This is a genomic window from Pseudomonas sp. MS15a(2019) (assembly GCF_013277805.1).
Lineage (GTDB): Bacteria > Pseudomonadota > Gammaproteobacteria > Pseudomonadales > Pseudomonadaceae > Chryseomonas > Chryseomonas benzopyrenica.
Map to the genome: position 1 here is coordinate 133,625 of NZ_VBTN01000005.1, position 24,390 is coordinate 158,014.

General features: G+C 68.8%; 18 protein-coding genes. 6 read left to right on the forward strand and 12 right to left on the reverse strand.

Features of this window, described 5'->3' with window-relative positions:
* Window positions 1–4 precede the first annotated feature (4 nt).
* A complete protein-coding gene (locus tag FEZ61_RS09440; protein ID WP_017642536.1) occupies window positions 5–955 on the reverse strand; it encodes a DUF979 domain-containing protein in 951 nt (316 codons plus the stop codon).
* Window positions 952–1,659, reverse strand: coding sequence for a DUF969 family protein (locus FEZ61_RS09445; protein WP_017642535.1), 708 nt, complete (start codon window positions 1,657–1,659; stop codon window positions 952–954). The genes FEZ61_RS09440 and FEZ61_RS09445 overlap by 4 nt, the downstream gene beginning before the upstream one ends.
* Before the next feature lie 272 nt (window positions 1,660–1,931).
* Here FEZ61_RS09445 and FEZ61_RS09450 point away from each other — a divergent pair, with 272 nt between their 5' ends.
* From FEZ61_RS09450 to bfr, 6 genes are all read left to right on the forward strand, one after another.
* Window positions 1,932–2,852, forward strand: a complete 921-nt coding sequence (locus FEZ61_RS09450; RefSeq protein WP_017642534.1) for a LysR family transcriptional regulator — start codon at window positions 1,932–1,934, stop codon at window positions 2,850–2,852.
* 105 nt (window positions 2,853–2,957) lie between these two features.
* Window positions 2,958–3,704, forward strand: coding sequence for a 5-oxoprolinase subunit PxpA (locus FEZ61_RS09455; protein ID WP_017642533.1), 747 nt, complete (start codon window positions 2,958–2,960; stop codon window positions 3,702–3,704).
* A complete protein-coding gene (pxpB, locus tag FEZ61_RS09460) occupies window positions 3,701–4,378 on the forward strand; it encodes a 5-oxoprolinase subunit PxpB (protein WP_017642532.1) in 678 nt (225 codons plus the stop codon). Before FEZ61_RS09455 ends, pxpB begins: the two co-directional genes overlap by 4 nt.
* Window positions 4,375–5,307, forward strand: coding sequence for a biotin-dependent carboxyltransferase family protein (locus FEZ61_RS09465; RefSeq protein WP_017642531.1), 933 nt, complete (start codon window positions 4,375–4,377; stop codon window positions 5,305–5,307). The genes pxpB and FEZ61_RS09465 overlap by 4 nt, the downstream gene beginning before the upstream one ends.
* A gap of 149 nt (window positions 5,308–5,456) precedes the next feature.
* Window positions 5,457–6,347 (forward strand): PA4780 family RIO1-like protein kinase, encoded by an 891-nt coding sequence (locus FEZ61_RS09470; RefSeq protein ID WP_017642530.1) that lies wholly within the window; start codon window positions 5,457–5,459, stop codon window positions 6,345–6,347.
* Between the two features lie 120 nt (window positions 6,348–6,467).
* Entirely contained in the window at window positions 6,468–6,965 is a 498-nt protein-coding gene (gene bfr / locus FEZ61_RS09475) for a bacterioferritin (RefSeq protein ID WP_093250619.1), read from the forward strand.
* Window positions 6,966–6,995: 30 nt separating this feature from the next.
* Here the strand turns inward: bfr and FEZ61_RS09480 are convergent, their stop codons facing one another.
* The 10 genes from FEZ61_RS09480 to FEZ61_RS09525 all read right to left on the reverse strand — a co-directional run bounded on the left by FEZ61_RS09480 (window position 6,996) and on the right by FEZ61_RS09525 (window position 24,234).
* The gene (locus FEZ61_RS09480) at window positions 6,996–9,563 is read right to left on the reverse strand and encodes an ATP-binding protein (protein ID WP_173148392.1); all 2,568 of its coding nucleotides are present in this window, start codon (window positions 9,561–9,563) and stop codon (window positions 6,996–6,998) included.
* Window positions 9,564–9,663: 100 nt separating this feature from the next.
* A complete protein-coding gene (locus FEZ61_RS09485) occupies window positions 9,664–10,992 on the reverse strand; it encodes a bifunctional DedA family/phosphatase PAP2 family protein (RefSeq protein WP_017642528.1) in 1,329 nt (442 codons plus the stop codon).
* 62 nt (window positions 10,993–11,054) lie between these two features.
* A complete protein-coding gene (locus tag FEZ61_RS09490; protein WP_242455127.1) occupies window positions 11,055–12,200 on the reverse strand; it encodes a cell division protein FtsQ in 1,146 nt (381 codons plus the stop codon).
* 10 nt (window positions 12,201–12,210) lie between these two features.
* The gene (locus tag FEZ61_RS09495; protein WP_173148394.1) at window positions 12,211–13,626 is read right to left on the reverse strand and encodes an MBOAT family protein; all 1,416 of its coding nucleotides are present in this window, start codon (window positions 13,624–13,626) and stop codon (window positions 12,211–12,213) included.
* A gap of 13 nt (window positions 13,627–13,639) precedes the next feature.
* On the reverse strand, window positions 13,640–14,251 hold the full coding sequence (locus tag FEZ61_RS09500; protein ID WP_051226201.1) for an alginate O-acetyltransferase AlgF: 612 nt from the start codon (window positions 14,249–14,251) through the stop codon (window positions 13,640–13,642).
* Window positions 14,252–14,286: 35 nt separating this feature from the next.
* On the reverse strand, window positions 14,287–14,952 hold the full coding sequence (locus FEZ61_RS09505) for a cell division protein FtsQ (protein ID WP_017642524.1): 666 nt from the start codon (window positions 14,950–14,952) through the stop codon (window positions 14,287–14,289).
* 14 nt (window positions 14,953–14,966) lie between these two features.
* Window positions 14,967–18,749: a cellulose biosynthesis protein BcsC gene (locus tag FEZ61_RS09510; protein WP_173148395.1), complete on the reverse strand. Its 3,783-nt coding sequence runs from the start codon at window positions 18,747–18,749 to the stop codon at window positions 14,967–14,969.
* 3 nt (window positions 18,750–18,752) lie between these two features.
* The gene (gene bcsB / locus FEZ61_RS09515) at window positions 18,753–20,987 is read right to left on the reverse strand and encodes a cellulose biosynthesis cyclic di-GMP-binding regulatory protein BcsB (RefSeq protein ID WP_173148397.1); all 2,235 of its coding nucleotides are present in this window, start codon (window positions 20,985–20,987) and stop codon (window positions 18,753–18,755) included.
* Window positions 20,984–23,182 carry a UDP-forming cellulose synthase catalytic subunit gene (gene bcsA / locus FEZ61_RS09520; RefSeq protein WP_173148399.1) on the reverse strand — a complete coding sequence of 733 codons (2,199 nt, stop codon included), beginning with the start codon at window positions 23,180–23,182 and terminating at the stop codon, window positions 20,984–20,986. Before bcsA ends, bcsB begins: the two co-directional genes overlap by 4 nt.
* A 2-nt stretch (window positions 23,183–23,184) precedes the next feature.
* Window positions 23,185–24,234, reverse strand: coding sequence for a cellulose synthase operon protein YhjQ/BcsQ (locus FEZ61_RS09525; RefSeq protein ID WP_173148401.1), 1,050 nt, complete (start codon window positions 24,232–24,234; stop codon window positions 23,185–23,187).
* Window positions 24,235–24,390: the final 156 nt, after the last annotated feature.

A 24,390-nucleotide genomic window follows, 5' to 3' on the forward strand; every position in this document is an offset into this window, starting at 1 on the left:
TACCTCACATCAGCAGATAGAGCAGCACCACGTTGCAAGCCAGCACCGCCAGGGCGGTGGGGACCTGGGCCTTGATCACGGCGTTCTTGTCGTCCAGTTCCAGCAGGGCCGCCGGGACGATGTTGAAGTTGGCCGCCATGGGCGTCATCAGGGTGCCACAGTAGCCGGAGAACATGCCGATGGCAGCCATCACCGCCGGATCGGCATGATAGACACCCACCAGCACCGGCACGCCGATGCCGCCGGTCATCACCGGGAAGGCGGCGAAGCCGTTGCCCATGATGACGGTGAAGGCGGCCATGCCCACCACATAGACCACTACCGCCACCAGGCGCAGGTCGAGGGCCACGTAGGCGGTGGCCAGGTGCGCCACCGCCTTGCCGACGCCAGCATCGGTGAAGACCAGGCCGAGCATGGCCAGGGCCTGGGGCAACACCAGCGACCAGCCCAGGGCATCGGTCAGGCGGCGCGATTCGCGCATGGCCTGAATCGGGGTGTCCCGGGTCAGCCAGCAGGCCAGCGCCAGGGCCACCAGGGCGCCCAGGCCCAGGGAGACGAAGGTGACGTTCTTGGGATCGAGCAGCGGCAGGCCGGCGATCTGCACATCCTTGAGCAGCACGCTGCCGATCACCGTCACCACGGGAATCGCCAGGGCCGGAATGAACAGGCGATTGCCCAGGCGGCCGGCGCTGGCGCGGGTCTCGCGTTCAGGGCGAGTCACGTGGTGACCACTGCCCACTGCGCCGCAACCGGCCAGCACGGCCATCAGCAGCACTCCGGCGCCGACCCAGGCCGGCGGCAGGCGATCGCCGATCAGGAAGACCAGGCTGAACAGGCCCCAGAATAGGCCGCTGGTCCAGCGCTTGGGGTGGTGACGATCGGCCAGGGTCATGACCGCGGTCAGCGCCAGGATGGCGCCAGCCAGCCAGAACAGATACTGGATCGACAGGATCATGGTTGCACCTCCTTGCGCGCGGTCAGCTCGCGATAGAGCTGGCGGTCGAAGCGGTGCAGGCGCAGGGCATGGATGAAGAAGGCGCAGAGGGCCGTGGGAATGCCCCAGAGAGCGATGTGCAGGGGTTCGACATCAAGGCCGGCGCCCAGCAGGAAGGTGTGCATCAGGGCGATGGCGCCAAAGGCGACGAAGATGTCCTCGCCAAAGAACAGCCCGACGTTGTCGGTGGCCGCGCAGAAGGCCAGCAACCGCTGGCGCAGCGCCTCGGGCAGGCGGCCATGGAGTTTTTCGGCGGTGCCTTCGGCCATGGGCGCCAGCAGCGGCCGGACCATCTGCGGATGGCCGCCGAGGCTGGTCAGCCCCAAGGCCGCGGTGGTCTCGCGGACGAACAGGTAGAAGATCAGCAGGCGGCCGACGGTGGCGTTGCGAAAGCGGGCGATCCAGTTCTGCGCATGCAGGCGCAGGCCGTGGCGCTCGAGCAGGCCGATCACCGCCAGCGGCAGCAGGATGATCAGCGGCAGGGCGCGCGCCTTGATGAAGCCGGTGCCGATGGCGGCGAGCAGTGCCTCGGGGCTGAACTGAGCGGCGATCCCGGTGGCCACGGCGGCCAGGGCGACCACCAGCAGCGGATTGAACCTCAGCACGAAGCCGACCACGATGACCAGCACGCCCAGCAGCGGCCAGAGGTTGACGGTGGTTTGCATGGGTGGATGTCTCCAGCGGGTCCACCGCGCTCCGGGCAGACGGTGCGGCGGACGGTAGGAAGCCGCAGGCGGCTTCGGCTGATCCAGGCCGTGCCCGTGGCACGGCTCGTTATTGTTGTCGGACGTCATTTGGCATGGCGCCGGCTGGCATCTTTTGCCGTCGGTGGAGCTGGCGTCCAGCAAATAAAACTGTTCGCCGCCGATAGGGAAAAGCGGGGCAGACAAGCCTGCTGGTGGGGGTAAAGTGACGGGATAGCCTTGTCGAGGTCCCCATGAATCTGCGCTTTCTCGATACCTTCGTCTGGGTCGCCCGCCTGGGCAGTTTCCGCCTGACGGCGGAAAAGCTCTCCACCACCCAGGCCGCCATCTCCAGCCGCATCGCCGTGCTGGAAAGCGAGCTGGGCGTGCAACTGTTCCTGCGCGACTCCCGCGGCGTGAGTCTGACCGCTGAGGGGCATCGGGTGCTGGGCTACGCCGAGCGGATGCTGGCCACCCAGCGTGAATTGCACGAGGCCCTGGGGCATGGCCAGACCCTGGAGGGTCGCCTGCGCATCGGCGTGATGGATACCGTGATCCACAGCTGGCTGGATCAGTTGATCGCCGCGGTCACCCAGAGCTATCCGGCCATCGAGCTGGAGTTGACCGCCGATACCGCGCTGAATCTGGCCGAGCAACTGGCGCGGGGACAGCTCGACCTGATCTTCCAGACCGATCTGCTGCGCGCCGAAGGCATTCGCAACCTGCACCTGGCCAGCTATCCGGTGCGCTGGCTAGTGGCCAGCGACAGTCACCTGGCGCGGCCTTACGCCAACCTGGCCGAGTTGGCCGGCGAGCGGCTGATCACCTTTTCCCGCCATTCGCGGCCGCACCAGGACATCCTCGGCCTCTTGCAGCGCGAGGGCATCGCCGAACCGCGGGTCTGCTGCATCAACTCGGTGGCGGCCATCATCAAGCTGATGGGCGAGGGCTTCGGCATCGGTGCCTTGCCGCCGGCCCTGGTGATCGAAGAATTGGCCCGCGGCAGCCTGATGCCCTTGCCGCTGGCCGGACCGCCGCCCTTCGATGTCCAGGCCAGCTGGCACGGCGGTGCCGGCCTGGCGCTGAGCGAGGCGGTGGTGGCCCTGAGCCAGACGGTGGTGGCCGACTGGTGTACGCGCCTGGGCCCGGAGCGTGCCCTGCCGGTGCTGGTCTAGCCCGGGTGTTTCAACGGTATCTTATCGCCAGCGCCCGGAATCTTTTGTTGGACAGCGGCGCCCCGGCTTTCCGACACTCGAGCTACTTCCTCAGAGGATCCTGTCATGCCCGCTCGCCTGCTGCTCAATTGCGATTCCGGTGAAAGCTACGGTGCCTGGTCCATGGGCGACGATGCCCATGCCATTCCCCTGGTCGACCAGGCCAATCTGGCCTGCGGCTTCCACGCCGCCGATCCCCTGACCATGCAGCGCGCCGTGACCCTGGCGGTGGCCAATGACGTGCAGATCGGCGCACATCCGGCCTATCCCGACCTGGTGGGTTTCGGTCGGCGGCCCATGGCCTGCACCCCGGCCGAAGTGGAGGCCATGATCCTTTACCAGATCGGCGCCCTGGACGCCTTCTGCCGCGCCGCAGGCGTGCGCGTCGAATACGTGAAGCCCCATGGCGCCCTCTACAACGCCCTGGTCAAGGAAGATGCCCTGCTGAGCGCGGCGCTCTCCGCCTGCGCCCGCTATCGCCAAGGACTGCCGCTGATGGTGCTGGCCAAGGCCGACAATGACCGCGAGCGCCGGCTGGCCGAAGCCGCCGGGGTGCCGTTGCTGCTGGAAGCCTTCGCCGATCGCGCCTATCTGGCCGACGGCTCCCTGGCCCCGCGTGGCCAGGTTGGCGCCGTTCACCATGACCCCGAGCGCATCCTCGCCCAGGCCGTCGCCATCGCCCGGGGCGAAGACTTTCCCGGCTTCGATGGCCAGCCCATGCGCCTGCAGGCCGACAGCCTCTGCGTGCATGGCGACAATGCCGAATCCCTGGCAGTGCTGCGCCGGCTGCGCGCGGCGCTGGACGCCCTATGATCGCCTGCAAGCCCTTTGGCGTTGCGGCGCTGCTGCTCGAACTGGCCGAGCACCCCGATGCCGAACTGCCTTCGCGCATCGCCCGCCTGGGCGAGCGGATTCGCCAGCGTTTCGGTGCGGCGGTGACCGATCTGGTAGCGGGCTGGACCAGTCTGCTGGTGCACTACGATCCCCTGCAGCTGACCTTGGCCGAGGTACAGGCCGGCCTCGAACCCTTGCTGGCCGACTGGCCGGGCGCTGCGCAGGCGGGCGAGGGCGGGCGCCTGCACGAGGTACCGACCCTCTATGCCGGCCCCGATCTGGCCGAGGTGGCCGAGCGCTGTGGCCTGAGCGCGGCCGAGGTCATCGCCCGGCACTGTGGTCGTGACTATCAGGTAGGCGCCATCGGCTTCATGCCCGGTTTCGCCTTTCTCGGCGAGCTGGATGAGTGCCTGGCGCTGCCGCGGCGCAGCACGCCGCGCACCAGCGTCCCCGCCGGCAGTCTGGCCATCGCCGAGCGCCAGACCGCGGTCTATCCCCAGGCCTCGCCAGGGGGCTGGAATCTCATCGGCCGCTGCCTGTGGACCGTCTTCGATGCCCGGGCCGAGCCGCCGTGCCTGCTGGCGCCTGGCGATCGCGTGCGCTTCGTACCGGTCGACGAAGCGGCCTTTCGTGCCCAGGGAGGTCAGCCATGAGCGGTCTGATGGTCAGCAAGCCCGGTCCCCTGACCCTGCTGCAGGATCTCGGCCGCCAGGGCTGGCAGCACCTGGGCGTGGCGCCCTCGGGCCCCATGGACGGCCATGCCGCACGCTGGGCCAATCGCCTGGTGGCTAACCCGATGACGGCGCCACTGCTGGAGATCGCCCTGGGCGGCGCCGAATTCGAGATCGAGACCGACACCTGGTTGGCCCTGACCGGCGCGCCGCTGGACGCCCGGCTGGATGGCGAGTCCCTGCCGGCCTGGTCGTGCTTTCCGGTAAAGGCCGGCGCGCGACTGCGGCTGGGCTTCGCCCAGGCTGGACAGCGCGCCTATCTGGCCGCGGCCGGTGGCGGCTTCCAGGCCTCGACGACCCTGGGCAGCGTGGCCAGCAACCGGCGCGAAGGCCTGGGCGGGCTGGAGGGCCAGGGCGCTGCCCTGACGGCCGGACAGCGGCTGGGCTGCGCGACTGTGACCGTGTTGCATGCCCACAGGTGCGGACCGGCGGCGCGTTTCGTCCCGGACTATCGCGAGGTGCCAACCCTGAGGGTGATCTTTGGCGGCGACGCCGAGGCCTTCGGTCCGGCGGCGCAGCAGGCGCTCTGCGACCAGCCCTGGCGCATCAGCCCGCAATCCGACCGCATGGGCATCCGCCTGGCCGGGGACGTGCCCCTGGGGCCACCACGCCGCCAGTGGTCGCTGGGGGTGGTGACCGGTGCCATCCAGGTGCCGCCCGACGGCCAGCCCATCGTGCTCATGGCCGATCGCCAGACCATGGGCGGCTATCCGCTGTTGGGCTTCATCCATCCCCTGGACCTGGCGCGCCTGGCCCAGTGCCCGGCCCATCACGAGGTGCGCTTCGCCCCGGTGGAACTGGCCGTGGCCCAGGCCGAGTGGCGGCGTTTCCTGGCCTTCTTCGGGGGTTGAACACGCAGTCGGTCTCGGCCGAGGAATCTTGTCCGCTTCGATGAGTCGCACGCTCAGGGGCGATGCCGACTTCCCTTTCTCGGCGTCTGGCTTGAAACTTGCCTCACACGTCCCCTGTGACGACCGACAAGAAGGAGCTGGAACCGGCGATGAAAACTCCCAAACGCATCGAGCCGCTGATCGAGGACGGCTTGGTCGATGAGGTGATACGGCCCCTGATGAGTGGCAAGGAGGCGGCGGTCTACGTGGTGCGCTGCGGCAGCCAGGTGCGCTGCGCCAAGGTCTACAAGGAGGCCGACAAGCGCAGCTTCCGCCAGGCCGCCGAGTACCAGGAGGGGCGCAAGGTGCGTGGCAGCCGGGAAAATCGCGCCATGGCCAAGGGCTCCAAGTTCGGTCGTCGCGAGCGCGAGGACAACTGGCAGAACGCCGAGGTGACGGCGCTCTATCGCCTGGCCGACGCCGGGGTGCGGGTACCCAAGCCCCATGACTTCCTCGATGGCGTGCTGCTGATGGACCTGGTCACCGACGGCAATGGCGAGGCCGCGCCCCGTCTCAACGACGTGACCCTCACCGCCGAGGAAGCGCTGCGCTATCACGAGCTGATGATCGGCCAGATCGTGCGCATGCTCTGCGCCGGCCTGGTCCACGGCGACCTTTCCGAATTCAATGTGCTGCTGGCCGAGGACGGCCCGGTGATCATCGATCTGCCCCAGGCGGTGGACGCGGCTGGCAACAACCACGCCTTCCGCCTGCTGGCGCGGGACGTGGAGAACATGGCGCTGTACTTCGGTCGCTTCGCGCCGGAATTGCGTACGACGCGCTATGCGCCGGAGATGTGGGCCCTGTTCGAGAAGGGCGAGTTGTTCGCCAATACGCGGCTGACCGGCGAGTTCGCCGAGCGTGAAGACCAGGCCGACGTCCATGCGGTGATGCGCGAGATCGAGGCGGCGCGGCGTGACGAGGAACGACGGCAGGCGGCGCGTCGCGAACAGGATGAGCCCAGTGTGCGCGAAGAGCCGCCGCCACCGTGGTTAAGCTGAGCGTGAAGCAGAACGATTAGCGCTGCGATGAGACGAACGGCCCCAGTGGTCGGGCGATGAACGGCGCCTCCCTGGCGCCGGCGCGCTAAACTGGGCACTGAACAGCACAGGACTCTTTTCATGCAAGGCCATCCGGACGTCATCAACTACCTCAACCAGCTGCTGCGTGGCGAGCTGGCAGCGCGCGACCAGTACTTCATCCATTCGCGGATGTACGAGGACTGGGGCTTGATGCGTCTGTACGAGCGGATTGGCCACGAGATGGAAGAGGAAACCCAGCACGCCGATGCCCTGCTGCGCCGCATCCTGTTCCTCGAAGGCACGCCGGACATGCGGCCCAACGGCATCACCGTGGGCCAGACCGTGCCGGAGATGCTGCGTGCGGACCTCGCGCTGGAGTACGAGGTGCGTGAAGCCCTGGCCCAGGGCGTGGCGCTGTGCAACCAGCACAAGGACTTCGTCACCCGCGAGATCCTGGTCGTGCAGCTGGAAGACACCGAGGAAGACCACGCCTACTGGCTGGAGCAGCAGCTGGGCCTGATCGACAAGATCGGCTTGCAGAACTACCTGCAATCCCAGATGAAGGGCGGCACCACGCCCCACGGCGCCGGCCTCTAAACTCGGCGGAGCGGCGCCGCCAGGTGTCGCTCAAGACCCGCGGGCGTCGCCCTCCGGCGCGCGTGGTAGATAGAGCGAGATGCAGGTGCCTGCGCCAGGTGTGGTGTCCACCTGGATCTGACCGCCCGACTGGTGCACGAAGCCGTGCACCATGGACAGGCCCAATCCGGTGCCTTGACCCGGCGGCTTGGTGGTAAAGAAGGGATCGAAGATCCGTTCCAGGATCTCCGGCGCGATGCCGCTACCGGTGTCGCTTACCTTGACCCGCACATAGTCTCCGGCAGGCAGATCGTCCGGTCGCTCGGGCGCGTCCTCGGGCAGATTGGCCGTGGACAACCGCAGCTGTCCTCCCTGGGGCATGGCATCCCGGGCATTGATCGCCAGGTTGAGCAGGGCGCTTTCCAGTTGCACCGCATCGATCACCGTGGACCACACCGGTTCCGCCGGCTCGGCCTGGACGTCGATCGCCGGGCCGACGCTGCGACGGATCAGCTCCTCCATGGCCAGCATCAGCTCGTTGACGTCGGTGGGCTTGGGTTCCAGCGTCTGCCGCCGGGAAAAGGCCAGCAACCGCTGGGTCAGGGAGGCCGCGCGCGCGGCATAGGCCTGGGCGCCACCGAGCAGCCGGTCGAGCTGGTCGGTACGATTCTGCTGCAGGCGGCGCTCGATCAGCTCCAGGCTGCCGATGATGCCGGCCAGCAGGTTGTTGAAGTCATGGGCGATGCCGCCAGTCAATTGGCCGATGGCTTCCATCTTCTGCGCCTGGTGCAGGGCCTGCTGGGCCTGGGTCAACTCGGCGGTGCGCTCGATCACCCGCTGTTCGAGGGTCTCGTTGGCGGTCCGCACCGCTTGGAACAACTGGGCCTGTTCGATGGCAATGGCCGCACGGGCGGCCAGGGCGACCATCAGCCGTTCGTGGCGGGCGTTGAAGCGCCTCGGCTCGGGATGGCCGAAGCCCAGTCCGCCCAGCACCGCCCCGCTGCGGGCTACCACCGAGACGGCCAGATAGCTGCGCAGGGGCAAGCGGCCCGCCGTTCTGCCGGGAGTCGCCAGGGCCTGGCCAAGCCGGGGATCGCTCGCCAGGTCGTCGCTCCGGACCACGCCCGCGCTGTCCAGGGTGGTGGCGAACAGCGCGGTGGCGCCGGACTCGCCGAACTGCTCGAAAACACCCCGCTCGACGCCGGACAGGGTGAAGCGCTGCAGGCGCCCGCCACGCGCTTCGGGCTGTTGATTGAAATAGGCGCCGAAGTCCGCACCGGTCAGCTCCACGCCGGCATCGGTCACGGTCTGCACCAGGTGCGCCAGATCCAGCTGGCTGGCCAGCTCCGTGTCGATGCGCTTGAGGGCTTCCAGGGTACGGGTTTCCTCGCGCAACTCGGCCTCGGCCTGCTTGCGGTCGCTGATGTCGACGAGGAATTCGAAGGCACTGCCGTCGGGCAGGCGCTTGGCCGCCACCAGGGCCCAGCCGGTCGAGCCGTCGCGTCGCCGGTAGCTGCGCTCGTCGGGCGGCCGCTGGTCGTCGGCGCATCGCAACGTCGGCGCGGGCCAGGCGATGCGACCGGCCGCCAGATCGCCGTGGTCATGCCCGCTCATGCGCAGGAAGGCGTCGTTGGCATCGATCAACCGGCCCTCGGCGTCGAAGCACAGCGCCCCCACCGTCTCGATTTCCAGGGCGGTGCGAAAGCGGCGCTCGCTGGCCTCCAGGGCGGCCCGTGCCAGATGGGCTTCGGTGACGTCCTGCCCCTGGCAGAAGATGCCGATCACCTGGCCGGTTTCGTCGGTCAGGGGTTCATAGATGAAATCCAGGTACAGGGTCCGGATCGGTTCACCCGCCGTTTCCAGTCGCATCGGCTGGTGTTCGGCGACGAAGCGGCGACCGCTGCGATAGACCTGTTCGAGCCACTCGAAGTAACCCTGATTCTGCAGCTCGGGAAAGACTTCGCGTACCGTGAGACCTTCGCGGGGCCGACCATCGAACAGTCGGCTGAAGGCGACGTTGACGAAATCGAAGACGTGGTCCGGGCCGCGGACGATGGCGACGAAGCCCGGCGCCTGTTCGAACATCCGCCGCTGGCGCGCGGCATCGGCGGCGCGGCGGCGTTCGTCGAGGATGCGTTGGGTGGTCTCGTGCCCCTGGTTGAACAATCCGGCGACCTCGCCGCCTTCACCGCGGATCGGCGTGAAGCTGTAGTTCCAGTAGGTCTCGGTGACCACGCCCTGACGCACCATCGGCAGCAACTGGTCGAAGACGGAAAAGCCCTGGCCGGTGCTCAGGACCTGCTCGAATTGCGGCCCAACCACGGGCCAGATGTCCTGCCAGACCTCCTGCGCCGGACGGCCCAGGGCCCAGGGATGCCGCTCGGCGGGGATCGGCGCCCAGGCGTCGTTGTAGAGCAGCAGCAGGTCCGGCCCCCAGTAGATGGCGGTGGGAAAGCTGGAATTCAAGCAGATGCTGAGCGCGGAGCGCAGTGATTGCGGCCACTGCGACGGCGCGCCCAGAGGGGATTCCGACCAGTCGTGGGTACGCAATCGGGCACCCATTTCGCCGCCGCCGGCGAGAAAGTCCAATTCGTTCCAGTCGGCAATCTGCGCTGCCATCGATCACCTCTCCCCAGCCACTTCTGCCGTTCCAGGCGTTCAGACCACAATTGCACCGGAACTGCATGACCGCGACAGGTTTTTTTAGTTCGGGGTGGCGCTACAGGCGGGGCGCGTAGCGTTCGATGGCCTCCGGCAGGGCCCAGCCCGCGGCGAAAGCCAGGATCAGCAGGATCAGCGGCAACAGTACCCACCAAGTCCGGGTCGGAACGGGTTCCAGGCGATTGCCGCCGGTCTTTTGCAACAGCGCCAGGCTAAGGCCGCAGAAGCCCCCGGCGAGCAGGGCGCCGGCCAGGATGTCGGTCGGCCAGTGCACGCCCAGATAAACGCGACTGAGGGCGATGAGCGCGGCCGGCAGGGCCGCGATCACCAGCCAGGCGAGGCGCCCGCGTGGCCCGTAGCGGCGACCGACCAGGATGCCCAGGGTCAGGAAGAAGGCAAAGGAGGCCGAACTATGGCCGCTGGGCAGACTGTAGGTGGTGAGCGGCTCGGCCAGCACGTCCGGTCTGGCGCGGGCCAGCAGGTTCTTCAGTTGGCCATTGGCCAGAGCGGTGCCCAGGGTGGTGCCCAGGGCGAACAGCAGCGGCCGCCACTGGCGGAAGGCGGCCAGCACCAGAATCAGCACCGCGGCGAGGATCAGCTGGGTGCGGAAATCGCCCATGCGGGTAATGACCACGGCGACCAGGTTGAGCCAGCCTTCGCGATGCTCCTGGACCAGCGCCATCAGGCCCTCGTCGAAGGCGCGCAGGTGGTGCCAGCCGAACAGCAGGGCCAGCAGACCGACCAGGCAGAGCGCACCGCTGAGCAGGGTGGTGCCGGCCCGCTCGCGCCAGGCGCCGTGGGCGATGACGGTCGCCAGCAGCACAGTGCCGCCCGTCACGAGGCCCGCCTGATACCAGAAGCCCTCGGGCAGCGGCAGGCGCAAGGCCGCCCCGGCCACCCAGCCTGGGCCCAGAGCCGCGATCGACCAGCCAGTCGCGGCCACCAGACTGACGGCGGCGAACTTCACCACGGGCATGTCGAGCATGCCGGCGATCAGCGGCAACAGGGGCCGCAAGGGGCCGATGAAGCGGCCGACCAGCAGGCTGGCAACGCCGTACTTGTGGATGAAGTCTTCCGCGCGGCTGATCCATTCGGGATGGGTACGCAGGCCCGGCAGGCGGCGAATGCGTTCGTGGAAATGGCGGCCGAGAAAATACGATACGGCATCGCCGAGGATGCCACCCAGGAAGCCCAGCAGCAGGGTGTCGAAGAGACTCATGGCGCCGTTGCCGGCGGCGATGGAAATGGCGAACAGCACCACCGTGCCGGGCACCACCAGACCGGCCAAGGCCAGGCATTCGAGAAAGGCTACGACGAAGATGGCAACGCCGAGCCACTCATTGTGATGGGTGATCCACTGGGTCAGGCCGGCGAACAGTTCCGTCATCGAAAGGCTTCCTGAGAGCTAAGGGCTGCGTCCTCAGACCCATAGGGAAAGCCTTGGTTGCCTCAAGGACGCGGATCGAGACGCAACGCCTCGGGGCGGGGAGATTGTAAATCGCGCTCGGGAATTTCCCAGACCAATAACTGTGGCGGGGTTTGTCGGAAGGCAGGGCTGTCGAAGTAGTCCCGCGCCGCGCCGGCGAAATGCCCGCCGTCCTTGGCGAAGCGCCCGACGCTGGCCCCCAGGGCCTGTTCCAGGAAGGGCAGAAAATTGGAATTGCGCGAGAAGGAGGTGCCGATCACCGCGACATTGGGCAGGTCGCCGTCGCCGAACAGATCATCGCTGGCGCCGGCCGCGGCGCGGCTGTCGACCTGGGTCAGCCGCAGGACCTCGGGCGCGGGTTGCAGGCGCAGCGGTAGCCAGTCCAGGCCGGCCAGGCGTACCAGGTCTCCGGGTCGCGGTGCCGGCGCCAGCAGCGTGCGAGCGAATGTCCGTGCCGGGCTGGCCTGGAAGGGCAGCGCCTGGATATGGGTGGCCAGGGCGCGGGCTGCGGCCTCGGCACCGGTCTCGTTCCAGTGGGTGTCGGTGCGCAGGAAGGCGGCGCTGCCCAGGGGCGCGAGTGCCGCGGTGAGGTCGAGCACCGGCACCTGGGCGGCGCTGAGCAGCCGCGTCCAGTCGGCGACGCGGCTGGCGAAGGCGGCCGGTCGGTGCAGGCTGCACAGCTGGTCGGCGGCGATGCGGCTCTTGTCCGGCACCACGGTGACCAGCAGCTGGATGTGCCGGGCAGCCAGTTGCTGACGCAGCTCGATCACCGTCTGGGCGCGGGCTCGGGCATTGGCGACCGCCTGGCGCGGGACGTCGAGTTCTTCGGCGAGAAACAGCCAGCCAGGGCAGCCCTGACGTACCCGCGGACCGGTATCGCCCAGCAGCAGCCAGCTGGCGCCCCGTTCCAGGCGGGCAGCCGCTTCCGGCAGCGGCGCCTTGGCCAGCTCCTTGGCGATATGGTGGGTGAGCTCGCCTTCGAGCAGGGCGTGGCGATCCACCCGCTCCGGCCAGAGCGACAGGCGCTCGCTCAGCAGCGCCCAGGCGCAGGACGCCAGGCCAAGGGCCAGGAACAGCGCGAAGACGATTCCCGCCAGGGGCGCCAGGCGTGTGCTGGTGACACTGGGCGGCTGCGGGGCGGGCGAGGGCGGCAGGGCGGGAGCGCTCATGACGGCGGCCTCAGAACTGGAAGTAGAGGAAGGGCACGGCTTCGCGGCTGGCGATCAGCGCGAAGCAGAGCAGGAAGCCGGCTATCGGCCAAAAGGCACCGACACCGCGCAGCAGGGCGCTGCCGGGCAGACACGCCTCGATGCGCGCCTGCCACAGCGGAGCGAGGACGCAGGCCACACCCAGCGCGGCGGCCAGGCCGTGCACGGGTCTCAGGGTCACGGCCAGGGCATCGCCCAGGGCGAAGCCGTGCAGGCCGAACTGACCGGCGTACATCGACAGCGCCGTGGCGAAGTCCGGCGCGCGGAACAGCGTCCAGGCCAGGGCCACGAACAGCAGGGTCAGGCCGTGGGCCAGGGGACGCGGCAGCGGGCGGCCACCGAGTTCGTCCCAGAGGCGATCCAGGCACAGCGCCAGGCCGTGCAGCATGCCCCAGAGCAGGTAGTTCCAGCTGTCGCCGCCGTGCCAGAGGCCGGCGATGGCCATGGTCAGGAAGAGATTGCGATAGGTGCGCCAGCGACCGCCGCGATTGCCGCCCAGGGAGATATAGAGATAGTCGCGCAGCCAGCTGGACAGCGACAGGTGCCAGCGCCGCCAGAAGTCCTGGATGCTGCGGGCGAGATAGGGCCGGTTGAAGTTTTCCGGGAAGTGGAAACCCAGCATCAGGCCCAGGCCGATGGCCATGGCGCTGTAGCCGGCGAAGTCGAAGAACAGCTGCAGCGAATAGGCCAGGCAGCCGATCCAGGCGTCGACGAAGGACGGCTGATCGAGGTGGAAGGCCACATCCACCAGCGGCGACAGGGTGTCGGCCACCAGCACCTTCATGCACAGGCCGATCATGAAACGGCGCGCGCCGAGGGCGAAATTCTCACGAGTGAACCAGCGCTGGTTGAGTTCGCGCCGCACCCAGTCGTAGCGGATGATCGGCCCGGCGATGGAGTGGCCGAACATGGAGATGTAGGTGGCGTAGTTGACGAAGCTGCGCTCCACCGGCACCACGTGGCGGTGGACATCCACCAGGTAGGAGATGGCCTGCAGCACGATAAAGGACAGCCCGGCCGGCAAGGCCACCTTCTGCCAGTCCAGCGGCAGGGCGCCGGCGCTCACCAGCACCTGACTCCAGGTGGCGGCGACGATGTTGGCGTACTTGTACCAGCAGAGCACCGCCAGGTTGAGCACGATCAGCCCGGCGAGCAGCCGCAGCCGGGTCCTTGAGCCTTCGCGCGCGCGATTCACCAGCAACCCGCCGATCCAGGCCAGCAAGGCCAGGGCCATGTGCAGCAGCAGGAACAGCGGACTCAGCCAGCCATAGAACAGCCAGCTGCCCACCAGCAGCACCCCGTTGCGCCCGCCGGGCCGCGCCAGGGCGTAGACCAGCAGGAACAGCGGCAGGAAGAGGGTGAGGAATTCCAGCGAGGCGAAGACCATCGAGCGGCTGTCCTTAGTGGGCGATAGCGTCCTGGGTGGCGAGCAACCGCGGACCCGCGGCGCCGGGCAGCAGCAGCACGCTGTAGCGCTCGCCGGCCTTGAGTTCGCCCAGGTCCAGGGCGTCACCGGTGGCCTGGCCGGCGCAGGTCAGCTGCACCTTGAGCGCCACGGCGTTGAGGCTGCGGCGCTGGAGGGTGCCGTCAGCGACGTTCTTGAAGATCTCGGCATTGCGGCCGGCCGCCTGCAGCCCCGGGCTCGCGCACTGCGGATCCAGGCTGTAGAAGGCCAGCGAGGCCTTGAGGGCGTTGAAGTCGTCGGGTTGCTCGCGCACCAGGCGCTGCACCAGCGGGCTGCCGGGCAGAACTACCAGGGTGGCGAATTCACCGGCGGCCACGGTCAGCTCCAGCGGGGCCTTGGCCGCGCCCTGGACCAGTTCACCCTGGATGGCCTTGGTCGCCGGCACCGTCAGGTAGTCGGAGACCGGCTTGGCGGCTTCCAGTTGGAGCCGTGCGGCGGAGCCGGAGGCCTGTAGCGCCAGCGGCTCGCTGCCGGCGTTGACGAATCTGAGGAAAGCCGAGTCTTCGCTGGGGCCGGTGGGATAGAGGGACACCTCGGCCTGGGCCATCCCGCTCACTAGCAGGCCGAGCAGCAGCAGGGCCTTCACTGGGCGGCTCCCTTGAGTTTGTCGGCGGGCAGCTTGTTCAGGGCGTCGACGATGGCCGAACTCCAGGACTTGTAGCCCGGGCCGGTGAGGTGCTGGCCGTCGATGGTGGCCCACTGACCGGGCTTGGCGAAGCTCAGGGAGTCGATGTAGCTGCAGGGTGCGACGTTGCTGGCGAGGAAGCCGGACATCAGCTTGACCCGGTCGAAGGTCTTGCCGTATTTGCCGCCCTCGGTGCCCCAGGTCGGGCCGACCCAGGCGCAGTGGGTCTTGGTGGCGGCGATGGCCTTGGTCAGGCTGGTGGTCTGCTGCCAGACCCAGGTCTTGGGAAAGCTGGGGTTGGTGTAGCTGGCCATGGTGTCGCCCATGACGATCAGCACCAGGTCGGGCTTGTCGGCGGCGATGAGTTCGTTGATCGGCTGGGTGGCGGCCTTGCCGCCGAGCACCACGGCCTTGTCGCCGTTGCGCCGCTCGGCGCCGCCGCAGGTGCCAGGGGTGACCTTGAGCCAGTCGCCGGCGTTGGTGCCGCAGATACCCAGGGTGTGCACCTTGGCGCCTTGCTGCACCAGGCTGTCCTGCAGGGCGCCGATCAGGTAGTCGGGGGTGGCCAGGTGGCTGTCGCCGATCATGAGAATGGTAAGTCCGGTGAGAAGGCTGGCTGCCATGGGAGCTCCGTGAATCAGTTGTCGTAGGGGGAACGATAGGGACTGACCGGCAGGGCGAGTGCACGGTCCTGGGGATCCAGCGTATAGCGCAGATAGAGGCCGCCATTGAGCTGTTGGAAATCGCGGCCGTTGTCGACGCCGAGGTTGCCGCCAACGAACAGCTGGCGCCCGAGCTGGTACTCGGTGGCGCCATGGAGGCTGTAGCCGATACTGGTCTTGCTCTGGCCGCCATAGACCGCCGGGGCGCCGAGCGCCTGGCTCGCCGCGGCCTGCAGCCGGGCGTCGGTCGGATAGAAGTCGGCGCCGTCCTGCACGATGCGCTGCACGCCTACCGCGCCGCGCAGCTGCCAGGTCCAGCGATCGGTACGCTGCGACCAGGTCAGGGGCACGCCCAGGGCATAGAAGCGCTGCGGACTGAAGTAGCCGCCATGGCCGTAGGTGAAGAAGGCCTGGTTGTTGTCGTAGGCGATGCCGGTGAGGGACAGGCCCAGCGTCAGGCGGCTGTCTTCGCTGTTGATCAGATAGCGATACAGCCCGGTGCCCAATTCGGTGCGGCTATTGTCGGCGACATGGTTGCCCAGCAGCCGGTACCAGGAAGCATAGGCATAGGCGCCGAACTGGCGGTCGTCATAACCGAGCTGGCCGCGTACGCCGTTGGCGGTCACGCCGCCCCATTGCTGACCGGTACGGGCGTCCTCGCTGCCGGCAAAGGAGGTCAGGCTGTCGATCACCGCGCGGCGCGAGGCCGAGAGGGTGTAGCGGCTGTTATCGGTCAGCGGCCGCTCCAGGCTCACCCCTCCCACTGGCGTCGAATAGAGAAAGCCCAGGGGGGTGGTGCCAGCGTCGGCCTTGAGACCGCGCTGGGGATCGCTGTAGGCCACCGCGAGGCCCACGCCGCTGTCGCTCTGGCTGCCCGGCGAGGCATCCGGCGCGGCCTGGGTCGCGGCCGGACCGCCACCGAAGCGACTGCGGGCGTCGCTGCCGACGCTGCCGGCGTTCAGGCTGACCGGGGTCACCCGCACGGCCAGGCGCACGTCGCCCAGCGGGAAGTCGATCTCCAGCGGCGCCTCCACGTCGGTGAGCTTGCCGAGGCCGCGCTCGTTGTCGTTGCTGCGCACGGTGAGGCCCTGGGTGATGCGCGCACTGCGGGTCTGCAACAGGTCGTCCAGGGCGCGCTCGGCGGCGCTGTCCTGCGGGGCCACGGGCGCGTCCGCCAGGGGTGCGGCCTTGGCCGCCGCCAGCAACTGGTCGGCAGTGGGCGGAATGGCCTGGCTGGCCAGGGTGGCGCTGCCGCGCCGCGTGCCGAAGGGATTGGCCGGCGCGCTGGCCAGGGGCCGCGCGGTCTCGGCGTCGCGGCGCTCCACCGCGACCACCTGGCGCAGCAGTTCGGTGGCCCGGCCATCGCGGCCCAGGGCGCGATAGAGACGTGCGGCCTCGGTCAGCACCGCCACGTCATCGGCGCCCAGGGTGACGGCGCGTTCGAGGGCGCGTTCGGCATAGGCGCTGTCACGGGCCCGCACGGCCGCATCGGCCGCGCCCAGTTGCAGCCCGGGATTGTCGGGCGCGCGGCGCAACAGGGGCTCATAGAGGCGCAGCGCCTTGTCGGCCTCACCATTGGCCAGGTACAACCGCGCCAGGGCGGCATTGGCCAGGTCATCGTCCGGGCGCTGGGCCAGGGCTGGCGCGAGGGTGTCGTAGGCGGTGACCAGATCGCCGCGCTCGCGCAGCTGGTCGGCCTGGCGCACCCGATAGCGATAGAGCAGGTCTTCATAGCCCTGACGGTGCGCGGCGCTCAGGCGCTGCCCCTGGAGGTCGTGCAGCAGGGCGTTGACCTCGTCGTCGGCGCCACTGCGCAGCAGCACCTCGCCATATTGCAGGCGCAGGGCGGGATCGGGCGTGCGTTCGCGGGCCAGGACATCGCGCAGCAGGCGCAGACCGCGTTCGGGATCGCCGGCCTCGGCATAGGCCGCTGCCAGACCACCCAGGGCCGCGGCGCGCTCGCCGGCCTGCGGCTCCAGGGCCGCCAGCTGGCGGCGTGCGGCCTGCTGCTGGCCGCGGCGGGCTAGGTCGCGAGCGGCGCTTACCCTGGCATCGAAGTCGAGATCGGTGGCCAGGCCGTTCATGGCCGGAGTGCGCTGGGCCGACGGGATGCGCCCGAGCAGCTCGCGCGCCGCCGCGGGATCCTGCTGCTCCAGGGCGAACAGGGCGCGGACATAGAGCGCCTCGGGGCGTTGGGGATCCTTGGCTAGGCCACTGTCCAGGGTCTGGCGGGCCGCCTGGGTCTGGCCCTGGCGCAGCTGCAGGCGGGCCAGGGCGAGCAGTGTCCAGACGTCGTCCGGATCGGCGCGTCGGGCGTCTTCCAGGGCGCGCCGGGCGCCCTGAAGATCGCCACGACCTTCGGCCAGCTTGGCTTCCTGCAGGGCCTGGGTGGCCTTGAGCCGATCCAGATTGCCGAGCTTGGCGCGCTCGGCCGGGGTCAGGGTGTCGAGCAGGCGCAGGGCCTCGGCCGGACGGTCGCTCTCGGCCAGCAGGTCGATCAGGCCCCGGCGGGCTTCCAGATTGCGCGGATCCTGCTGCAGGATCCGCCGATAACCGGCCTCGGCGGCGTCCAGCTGCCCGGTCTGGGCCTGGAGTCCGGCCAGGGCCAGCGGTGCCTCGGGGCGCTTGGCGTCCAGCCGCAGCGCCTGCTCCACGCGGGCGCGAGCGGTAGTGAAGTCGTTGGTTTGCTGGGCCTGACGGGCCTGGGCGAGCAGCGCCCAGTAGCGCACCTCGGCCAGGGGCGCCTGCCAGCGCGCCCCGCCCGGTTGGCGGCTGGCGCGGCTCAAGAGGTCCTCGGCGTCGCTGAAGCGCTCCTGGCGCTGGCGGACGATGCCCAGTCCGCCCAGGGCGTTGGCGTCGTTAGGTGCCGTCTTGAGCCGTGCCTGGAAGGCCTCTTCGGCAGCGCCCAGCTCATTGCGGCGCAAGGCCTCGATGCCGCGGGCCAGTTGCGGATCCAGACCGCCGCTGCGATTCAGGGCACGGCCCTTTTCCAGCTGGGCGCGCAACTCGGCGTCGTCGGGATGCTGGCGTAGATAGGCCTCGAACAGCGGCACCTCGGCCGGACCGGGCGGACCGCTCCAGACCAGGGCCTGGCGCCAGTACTCAGCGGCCTCGCCGCCGATGTCCTTACGCGTGCTGAGATCGGCCAGGGCCTGGATGCCACGGCTGCGACTGGCCGGAAAACGCGCCAGGTGCTTGGCCTGGATCAGCATCAGCGCCGGGTCGGCAGGTTGCAGCTTGCGCAGGCGCTCGATGCCTGGACCCGCTTCCTGCCAGCCATTGGGGGTATAGGCGAGGATGTCGTAGTACTCCCGCGCCAGATCGCCCTGGGGCAGCCGACCGCCAAACAGCTGGCGATAGAGCGCCAGGGCCGGCAGGGGCTTTTCTTCGCTGACCAACTGGCGGGCATCCACCAGGCGCTGCGGATTGTCGCCACTGGCCAGGGCGATGTCCTGTTCCAGTTGCAAGGCCTGCTGGGGCAGGGGCTTGAGCGCCTGCAGGCGGCGCAGATAGGCCTGGGCCGCCGACAGCCGGTCGGCCTGTACCTCGATCAGGCCCAGGCCGTAGAGCGCCTCGGGCTGCTGCGCATCCAGTTCGAGCAGTTTGTTCCAGGTCTCCTGGGCGCGGGGCGCGTTCTTGCGTGCCTGCCAGAAATGCCCCTGCTCGATGAGCAGCGCTTCGGGCGTGCCGGCCGCCAGGGCCAGCGGCGGCAGCAGGAGACCGGTCAGCAGGGTAGCCAACAGTGGCGTGCGGATCATGGTCTAGCGCTCCAGCCGTTGACGGGCACGGGCACGCAGCGCCGCATAGAGCAGGCCGGCCAGCAAGGCCACGCCCAGGGCGCTCAAGCCCAGCATCAACAGCGGGTGGCGAGCCAGTTGCCAGCGGACATAGAGCAGCGGCCCCAGGCTACCGATGTGATAGGTCTCGTCGGCCACCAGGCTCTGCACCTGCTGGCCACGCACTATGGCCAGGCTGCCCTGCAGCCCCTGGGCATAGTCTTCCCGGGTGGTGAGGGCGCGGCTGATGTCGGCCAGACCTTCGGGGCGGGCGGCGACCAGGGCCACCACGCTGCGACCGCTCCTGAGCGGCGATTCGAAGCCGGCGACGAAGGCCGTGCCGGCACCGCCACTGGCACTCAGGGCCGCGCGGCTGCGCGCCAGGCTGACCGCGTTGTCACTGCTGAACCACTGGCGCACCTTGAACGCTAGGTCGGAAACCTCGAAGCGCTGGCTGTTGCCGGCGAAGCCGGCCGGCAACTGGGCGGCCCAGCGCTGCAGCAGCGGCTGGTCGGCGCCGCTGGCGATCAGCAGCAGGTCCTTGTCGGCCAGACCCTCGACCTCGCCCGCGCGGGCCACGGTGACCGCGGTGGCGGGATAGCCGGTGGAACTGCCGAAGCGGCCGAGCACGTTCAGGTAGCTGTCGATCTCCGCTGCGCTGGGCGCATCGGGCAGGATCACCGCGGTTTCGCTCAGATCCGCCAGGCGGGTGAAGGGAAAGCCGCTGTCCTTGAACACGCCCAGATTGGGCAGGGCGATGAAGTGCCGATAGCCGGACAGATCCAGGGTCGAGTCCGGTTCCAGGGTGCCGCGCATGTTGTCGATGATGACGTCGCGGCATTCACCCTGCTTGAGGTAGTCGTACATGAAGCGGAATTGCAGGCGGGCCTGCAGTGCCTCCCCATCCAGTGGCAGCCGCACCTCGGCCTCGCGGGGCAATTCCTCGTCCTTGATCAGACCCAGCAAGCCCTGGTCCAGGTGCTCCTGGGACGGCAGGGGGATGGACTGCACGAAGCGGTCGTTGAAGCTCACCAGCAGCGAGGAATTGGTCGCCACCGGCTGCGGGGTGTAGCGGTATCTGAGGTGCAGCGGCAACCCCTGGTTGCGCCAGAGGAACAGGTCCGGCGGCAGTCGCAGCGGCACGGTCACCGTTCCCGGCGCGTAGCCGGAGACGGCGAGCTCCTTGGGCGTCGCCAGCTCGCCCAGACGCACCGGTCGGTCGCTGGGCAGCCAGTTGGGCGCATCGTAGGGCTTGCGCGGTTGCAGCGCCTGCAGGGTCTCGATGGTCACGCCCTGGCCGGACAGGGTCTGGTGACCCAGGGCCACGGCGCTCGCGGCGCGCTTGAGTTCGTTGGCATCGCGCCCGGAGATCACCAGCAGCTGGCCCTGGGGATCAAAGGGGTTGACCAGGATGTCGACCCGCGCCGCCGTCGGTGCCGGCAGACTCAGGCCCAGGGTCTTGGCGCGCTCTTCGCTGGTGACCAGCACCACCGCATTGCCCTTGGCCGGCAAGGCGCTCTGGCTGCTGGGAAAGCGGGCGCCGCGATAGCTGGCCAGAGCGCTGAACCAGGACGACAGGGTGCCGGCGGCCTCCAGGGTGCCGTTGTCCGCCGCTCCGGCGATGACGAAGGGCAGCTCCAGCGGGCGGGCATCGCGGCGATCGAAGAACGGCTGCGGCAGGCGCGCCAGATCCGGCGCCAGGTCCAGGCGGTTGACCTGGATGTCCAGGCGGCTGCCGTTGCTCACCTTGGCCCAGAGACTGGAGTGCAGCGGGTCTTCGCACTGCATGGTGTAGTGGCCGATCAGCTGGATGCTCAACCGGTTGAACTCGGTGATCAGCCGCGGCGGGATATCCACCACCCGGGTCTGGGGCGTGCCGGCGGTCTCCTTGGGCAGCGGAATGCTGGCGGCGACCTCGTCGTTGACCAGTACATTGAGCTGGGACAACTCCGGCAGCAGCGCCGGGGAATAGGTGTAGTTCAGCGTCACCTTGGCGGCGCTGACGATCTCGTCGGCACGGATATCGAAGCTGACCCCGTCGCGACTGTCGATGCCGCGCAGATTGAAGGGATAGACCGCGCCGAGCTGCTTGAAGCTGTTGTCGTAGCCGCTGCCGGCCATGGCCACGGCCACCGGGGGTGCGCTCTGGGCCAGGGTGATGGCGGGTGCGGCACCCAGGGTGGCGAGCAGCAGCGGGGCGAGACGAAGCGACACGGTCATGGGCGGTCCAGGGAGGCGGAAGAGGAGGGCGCCGTGCGCCGGGAAGGTCGGCTCAGGCGCCAGACGTTGCGATTGAGATCGGCGATGCCGCGCAGGCCGATCAGACTGACCTCGCGCAGCGAGCCCAGCAGGGAATCCGGGCGATGATTGCCCCAGGCCGCGGCCCAGAGATCGGCGCGGGAAAAGGTCATGCGCACCAGCTCGCGCTGTTCGGTGACGCTGAGCTCGGCGAAGCGGGTGCCCACAGCGCCGGCGCGGCTGAAGGCCACGGTGGCCGGGAAGCGGCGGCTGCGACCGTCGCGGCTGAGTTCCACCTCGACCGCGCTGCCCTCGGGCACCTGCACACCCTCGGGTAGCTGCAGGCCAACGCCGCTCTGGGAGAAGTCCAGGGTAGTGCACGCCAGGCGGCTGCCATCGGCGAGGACGAGTCCGGCCGGCAGGGCGGCGGCCACCCGCGGTTCGGCGCGTACCTGGCGCGTCTCGCTCGCCACGGCCACCGCGGCACTGGCGATCACCAGGTTGTAGAGGGTCCAGACCAGATTGATGGCCACCGTGGTCACCGCTTCGGGATCGCCGAGGAACAGCCGGCCGATGCCCACCCCCAGACCGAGCAGATTGAGCGCCAGCAGCACGATGTAGGGCCGTGCCAGCTCCCAGTCGAAGTAGTCGCGGGCGATGATGCCGCCCTTGTCGGTGACGTTGAACTTGCCCAGCCGCGGGTTGATCAGCGCCAGCAGCGTGGGCCTGAGGATGTACCAGGCCAGCACCGTCTCGTAGACCTCGTTCCAGAAGGAGTGGCGGAATTCGCCCTGGATGCGCGAGTTGGTCAGGTTGGAATGCAGCACGTGGGGCAGCACATAGCAGGTGATCAGCAGTGCCGAGGCGTGAAAGATCTGCGCGCTGAACAGCAGATAGGCCAGTGGCGCGGTGAGGAACACCAGGCGCGGCAGACCATAGAAGAAGTGCAGCATGGCGTTGAGGTAGCAGAGCCGCTGGCCGAGGGCGAGGCCCTTGCCCAGCAGCGGATTGTCCATGCGAAAGATCTGCGCCATGCCGCGGGCCCAGCGGATGCGCTGGGCGATATGGCGCGACAGGCTTTCGGTGGCCAGACCGGCGGCCTGGGGAATGCCCAGGTAAGCGGTGTTGTAACCGAGCCGATTGAGCTTGAGCGCGGTGTGGGCGTCTTCGGTCACCGTCTCGGTGGCCACGCCGCCGACCTCTTCCAGCATGGTGCGCCGGATCACCGCGCAGGAGCCGCAGAAGAAGGTGGCGTTCCACAGGTCGTTGCCGTCCTGCACCAGCCCATAGAACAGTTCGCCCTCGTTGGGCACGGTGCGAAAGGTCTTGAGGTTCTTCTCGAAGGGATCCGGGGAAAAGAAGAAGTGCGGCGTCTGCAGCATGGCCAGCTGCGGATCCTTGAGGAACCAGCCCAGGCAGACCTGCAGGAAGGAGCGCGTCGGCACGTGGTCGGCATCGAAGATGGCGATGTACTCGCCATCGGTCACCTTGAGCGCCGCGTTGAGATTGCCGGCCTTGGCATGCTCGTTGTTCTCGCGCACCAGGTAGGAGACGCCAGCGGTCGCGCAGAAGTGGCGGAAGTCCTCGCGGCGGCCATCGTCGAGCACGTGCACCCTGAGCTTGTCGCGCGGCCAGTCGATGGCCTGGGCCGCCAGGATCGACAGCTTCACGATGCTCAGGGCTTCGTTGTAGGTGGGGATGAAGACGTCCACGGTGGGCCAGGCGGCCGGATCGGCCGGCAGCGGCACCGGTGTGCGGCGCAGCGGCCAGATGGTCTGCAGATAGCCGAACACCAGCACCGCCAGGGCATAGAGCTCGGCGGCCACCAGCCCGTAGCCGAGCACCATTTCCAGCGGCGTCTCGAAGCCCAGGGTGCTGGTCAGGCGCCAGTAGAGGTAGCGCAGCGACGCCAGCAGCGACAAGAGGATCAGCGCGATCACCGGCAGCCGCCCGGGCAGCCGGCGCAGCAGCAGGGCCGCGACGAAGCAGCCGACGGCGAACAGCGCCTGCTCTTCCAGCGCCAGGGGTACGCTCACCAGCAGGGCGCCCAGCAGCGCGGCGGCCGTCCAGGCGAGCAGCTGCAGCCAGGGCGGCGCCACCGGCGTTGCGGGCGGGACGTCGGCACTGCGCGCCGCGCGGCGCTGGCGAACCTGGTCCAGGCGGTCGAGAACGCTCATGGCTAGGAATGCGCCGCGTAACGCAAGGCCGGTCGCAGCTCGCCGAGCAATTCCCGGCCCAGCTCGGCGAGGCCGTGCGCCCAGGCGTCCTGGACGCTGGCCAACCCCTGGCCCAAGGCCAGTGCCTGCTCCAGGTCAGGACTTTCCGGCAGTACGCCGAGAAGGCGATCGCCCCAGGAGTGCGCCACGATGGCAGCGATGTCCTGACTCAGGGGACGTGCGGGATCGACCCGGTTGAGCAGGTGCAGCGGATGGACCTGGCCGGTGCAGTGCTGCCACTGGCGTTCGAGGCGCGGCAGACTGGCATAGCCGGTCGCATCCGCGGTCGTCACCCCGAGGACCCGGGTGGCCAGGGCCAGCGCCTGACGAGTCAAGGGCGTCGAGCCCGTGGGGCAGTCGAGGATCACCAGGGTGTCGGCTGGGACGTCGAGTGCCTGCAGGCGCCGCGTCAGCCACTGGGTGTCGGTGGCCAGCGCGCGTTCCAAAGCCTGCAGATCCAGGTCGTCGGGGGCGCCGAAGGGCACCAGGCGCAGGCGATCGTCCACCGCCAGGCAGGCGGAGAGCGGAGCCCTGATCGAGCCGGTGGTGGACGAGGCTTCCTGCAGCAACAGCGAAGACAGCACGTTCTGGCTGTCCAGCTCCACCAGCAGCACCGCCTGGCCGCTGCGGCTCAGTGCCTGGGCCAGGCCTGCGGCGATGACCGTCTTGCCGGTCCCGCCCCGGGCCGAGGTCAGTGCCAGCACCGGACCGGCCAGTGCCGGTCGCGAGCGACTCAGCGCCTGATCCAGCGCAGCAGCTGCCTGGCTGGCCTGGCGGCTGCTGTGCAGCTGCGCCAGCTCCCGCGACAGCGGCGGCAACTCGCCTGGCTCGGCCTGAACGACAGGCTCGGCAAGCGCCCTGACCGCTTCGACCGGTGCACGTGGGGACGGCAGCGGCGCAGCCGTCGAGATCGCCTCATGCAACTCCGCTTCGGGCGCCTCGAATTCCTGGTAGCGCTGGGGATCACCGCCGAAGGAGCGGAACAGATTGGCAATATCCAGCGAACGGACCATGGCTAATTCCGGGAGGTTGAGAGGGCTGGGCAGATGCTTGACGTCAGATTAATGGCTAAAAGCCACCAGGCGTCATTTTTGCGAATACTGTCACGCGTGATTCGTGACGCACCAATTGAAAATGCGTATGCGGGCATTGCAGCGGAGCGAACGGAT

Excerpts from the sequence above, each read along its gene's own strand:
- FEZ61_RS09490 (WP_242455127.1), bottom strand. The coding sequence starts at position 12,200 with ATGAGCGCTCCCGCCCTGCCGCCCTCGCCCGCCCCGCAGCCGCCCAGT.
- pxpB (WP_017642532.1), top strand. The coding sequence starts at position 3,701 with ATGATCGCCTGCAAGCCCTTTGGCGTTGCGGCGCTGCTGCTCGAACTG.
- FEZ61_RS09440 (WP_017642536.1), bottom strand. The coding sequence starts at position 955 with ATGATCCTGTCGATCCAGTATCTGTTCTGGCTGGCTGGCGCCATCCTG.
- FEZ61_RS09505 (WP_017642524.1), bottom strand. The coding sequence starts at position 14,952 with ATGGCAGCCAGCCTTCTCACCGGACTTACCATTCTCATGATCGGCGAC.
- FEZ61_RS09485 (WP_017642528.1), bottom strand. The coding sequence starts at position 10,992 with ATGACGGAACTGTTCGCCGGCCTGACCCAGTGGATCACCCATCACAAT.
- bcsA (WP_173148399.1), bottom strand. The coding sequence starts at position 23,182 with ATGAGCGTTCTCGACCGCCTGGACCAGGTTCGCCAGCGCCGCGCGGCG.
- FEZ61_RS09500 (WP_051226201.1), bottom strand. The coding sequence starts at position 14,251 with ATGGCCCAGGCCGAGGTGTCCCTCTATCCCACCGGCCCCAGCGAAGAC.
- FEZ61_RS09450 (WP_017642534.1), top strand. The coding sequence starts at position 1,932 with ATGAATCTGCGCTTTCTCGATACCTTCGTCTGGGTCGCCCGCCTGGGC.
- FEZ61_RS09495 (WP_173148394.1), bottom strand. The coding sequence starts at position 13,626 with ATGGTCTTCGCCTCGCTGGAATTCCTCACCCTCTTCCTGCCGCTGTTC.
- FEZ61_RS09480 (WP_173148392.1), bottom strand. The coding sequence starts at position 9,563 with ATGGCAGCGCAGATTGCCGACTGGAACGAATTGGACTTTCTCGCCGGC.
- FEZ61_RS09525 (WP_173148401.1), bottom strand. The coding sequence starts at position 24,234 with ATGGTCCGTTCGCTGGATATTGCCAATCTGTTCCGCTCCTTCGGCGGT.
- FEZ61_RS09455 (WP_017642533.1), top strand. The coding sequence starts at position 2,958 with ATGCCCGCTCGCCTGCTGCTCAATTGCGATTCCGGTGAAAGCTACGGT.
- bcsB (WP_173148397.1), bottom strand. The coding sequence starts at position 20,987 with ATGACCGTGTCGCTTCGTCTCGCCCCGCTGCTGCTCGCCACCCTGGGT.
- FEZ61_RS09470 (WP_017642530.1), top strand. The coding sequence starts at position 5,457 with ATGAAAACTCCCAAACGCATCGAGCCGCTGATCGAGGACGGCTTGGTC.
- FEZ61_RS09510 (WP_173148395.1), bottom strand. The coding sequence starts at position 18,749 with ATGATCCGCACGCCACTGTTGGCTACCCTGCTGACCGGTCTCCTGCTG.
- bfr (WP_093250619.1), top strand. The coding sequence starts at position 6,468 with ATGCAAGGCCATCCGGACGTCATCAACTACCTCAACCAGCTGCTGCGT.
- FEZ61_RS09445 (WP_017642535.1), bottom strand. The coding sequence starts at position 1,659 with ATGCAAACCACCGTCAACCTCTGGCCGCTGCTGGGCGTGCTGGTCATC.
- FEZ61_RS09465 (WP_017642531.1), top strand. The coding sequence starts at position 4,375 with ATGAGCGGTCTGATGGTCAGCAAGCCCGGTCCCCTGACCCTGCTGCAG.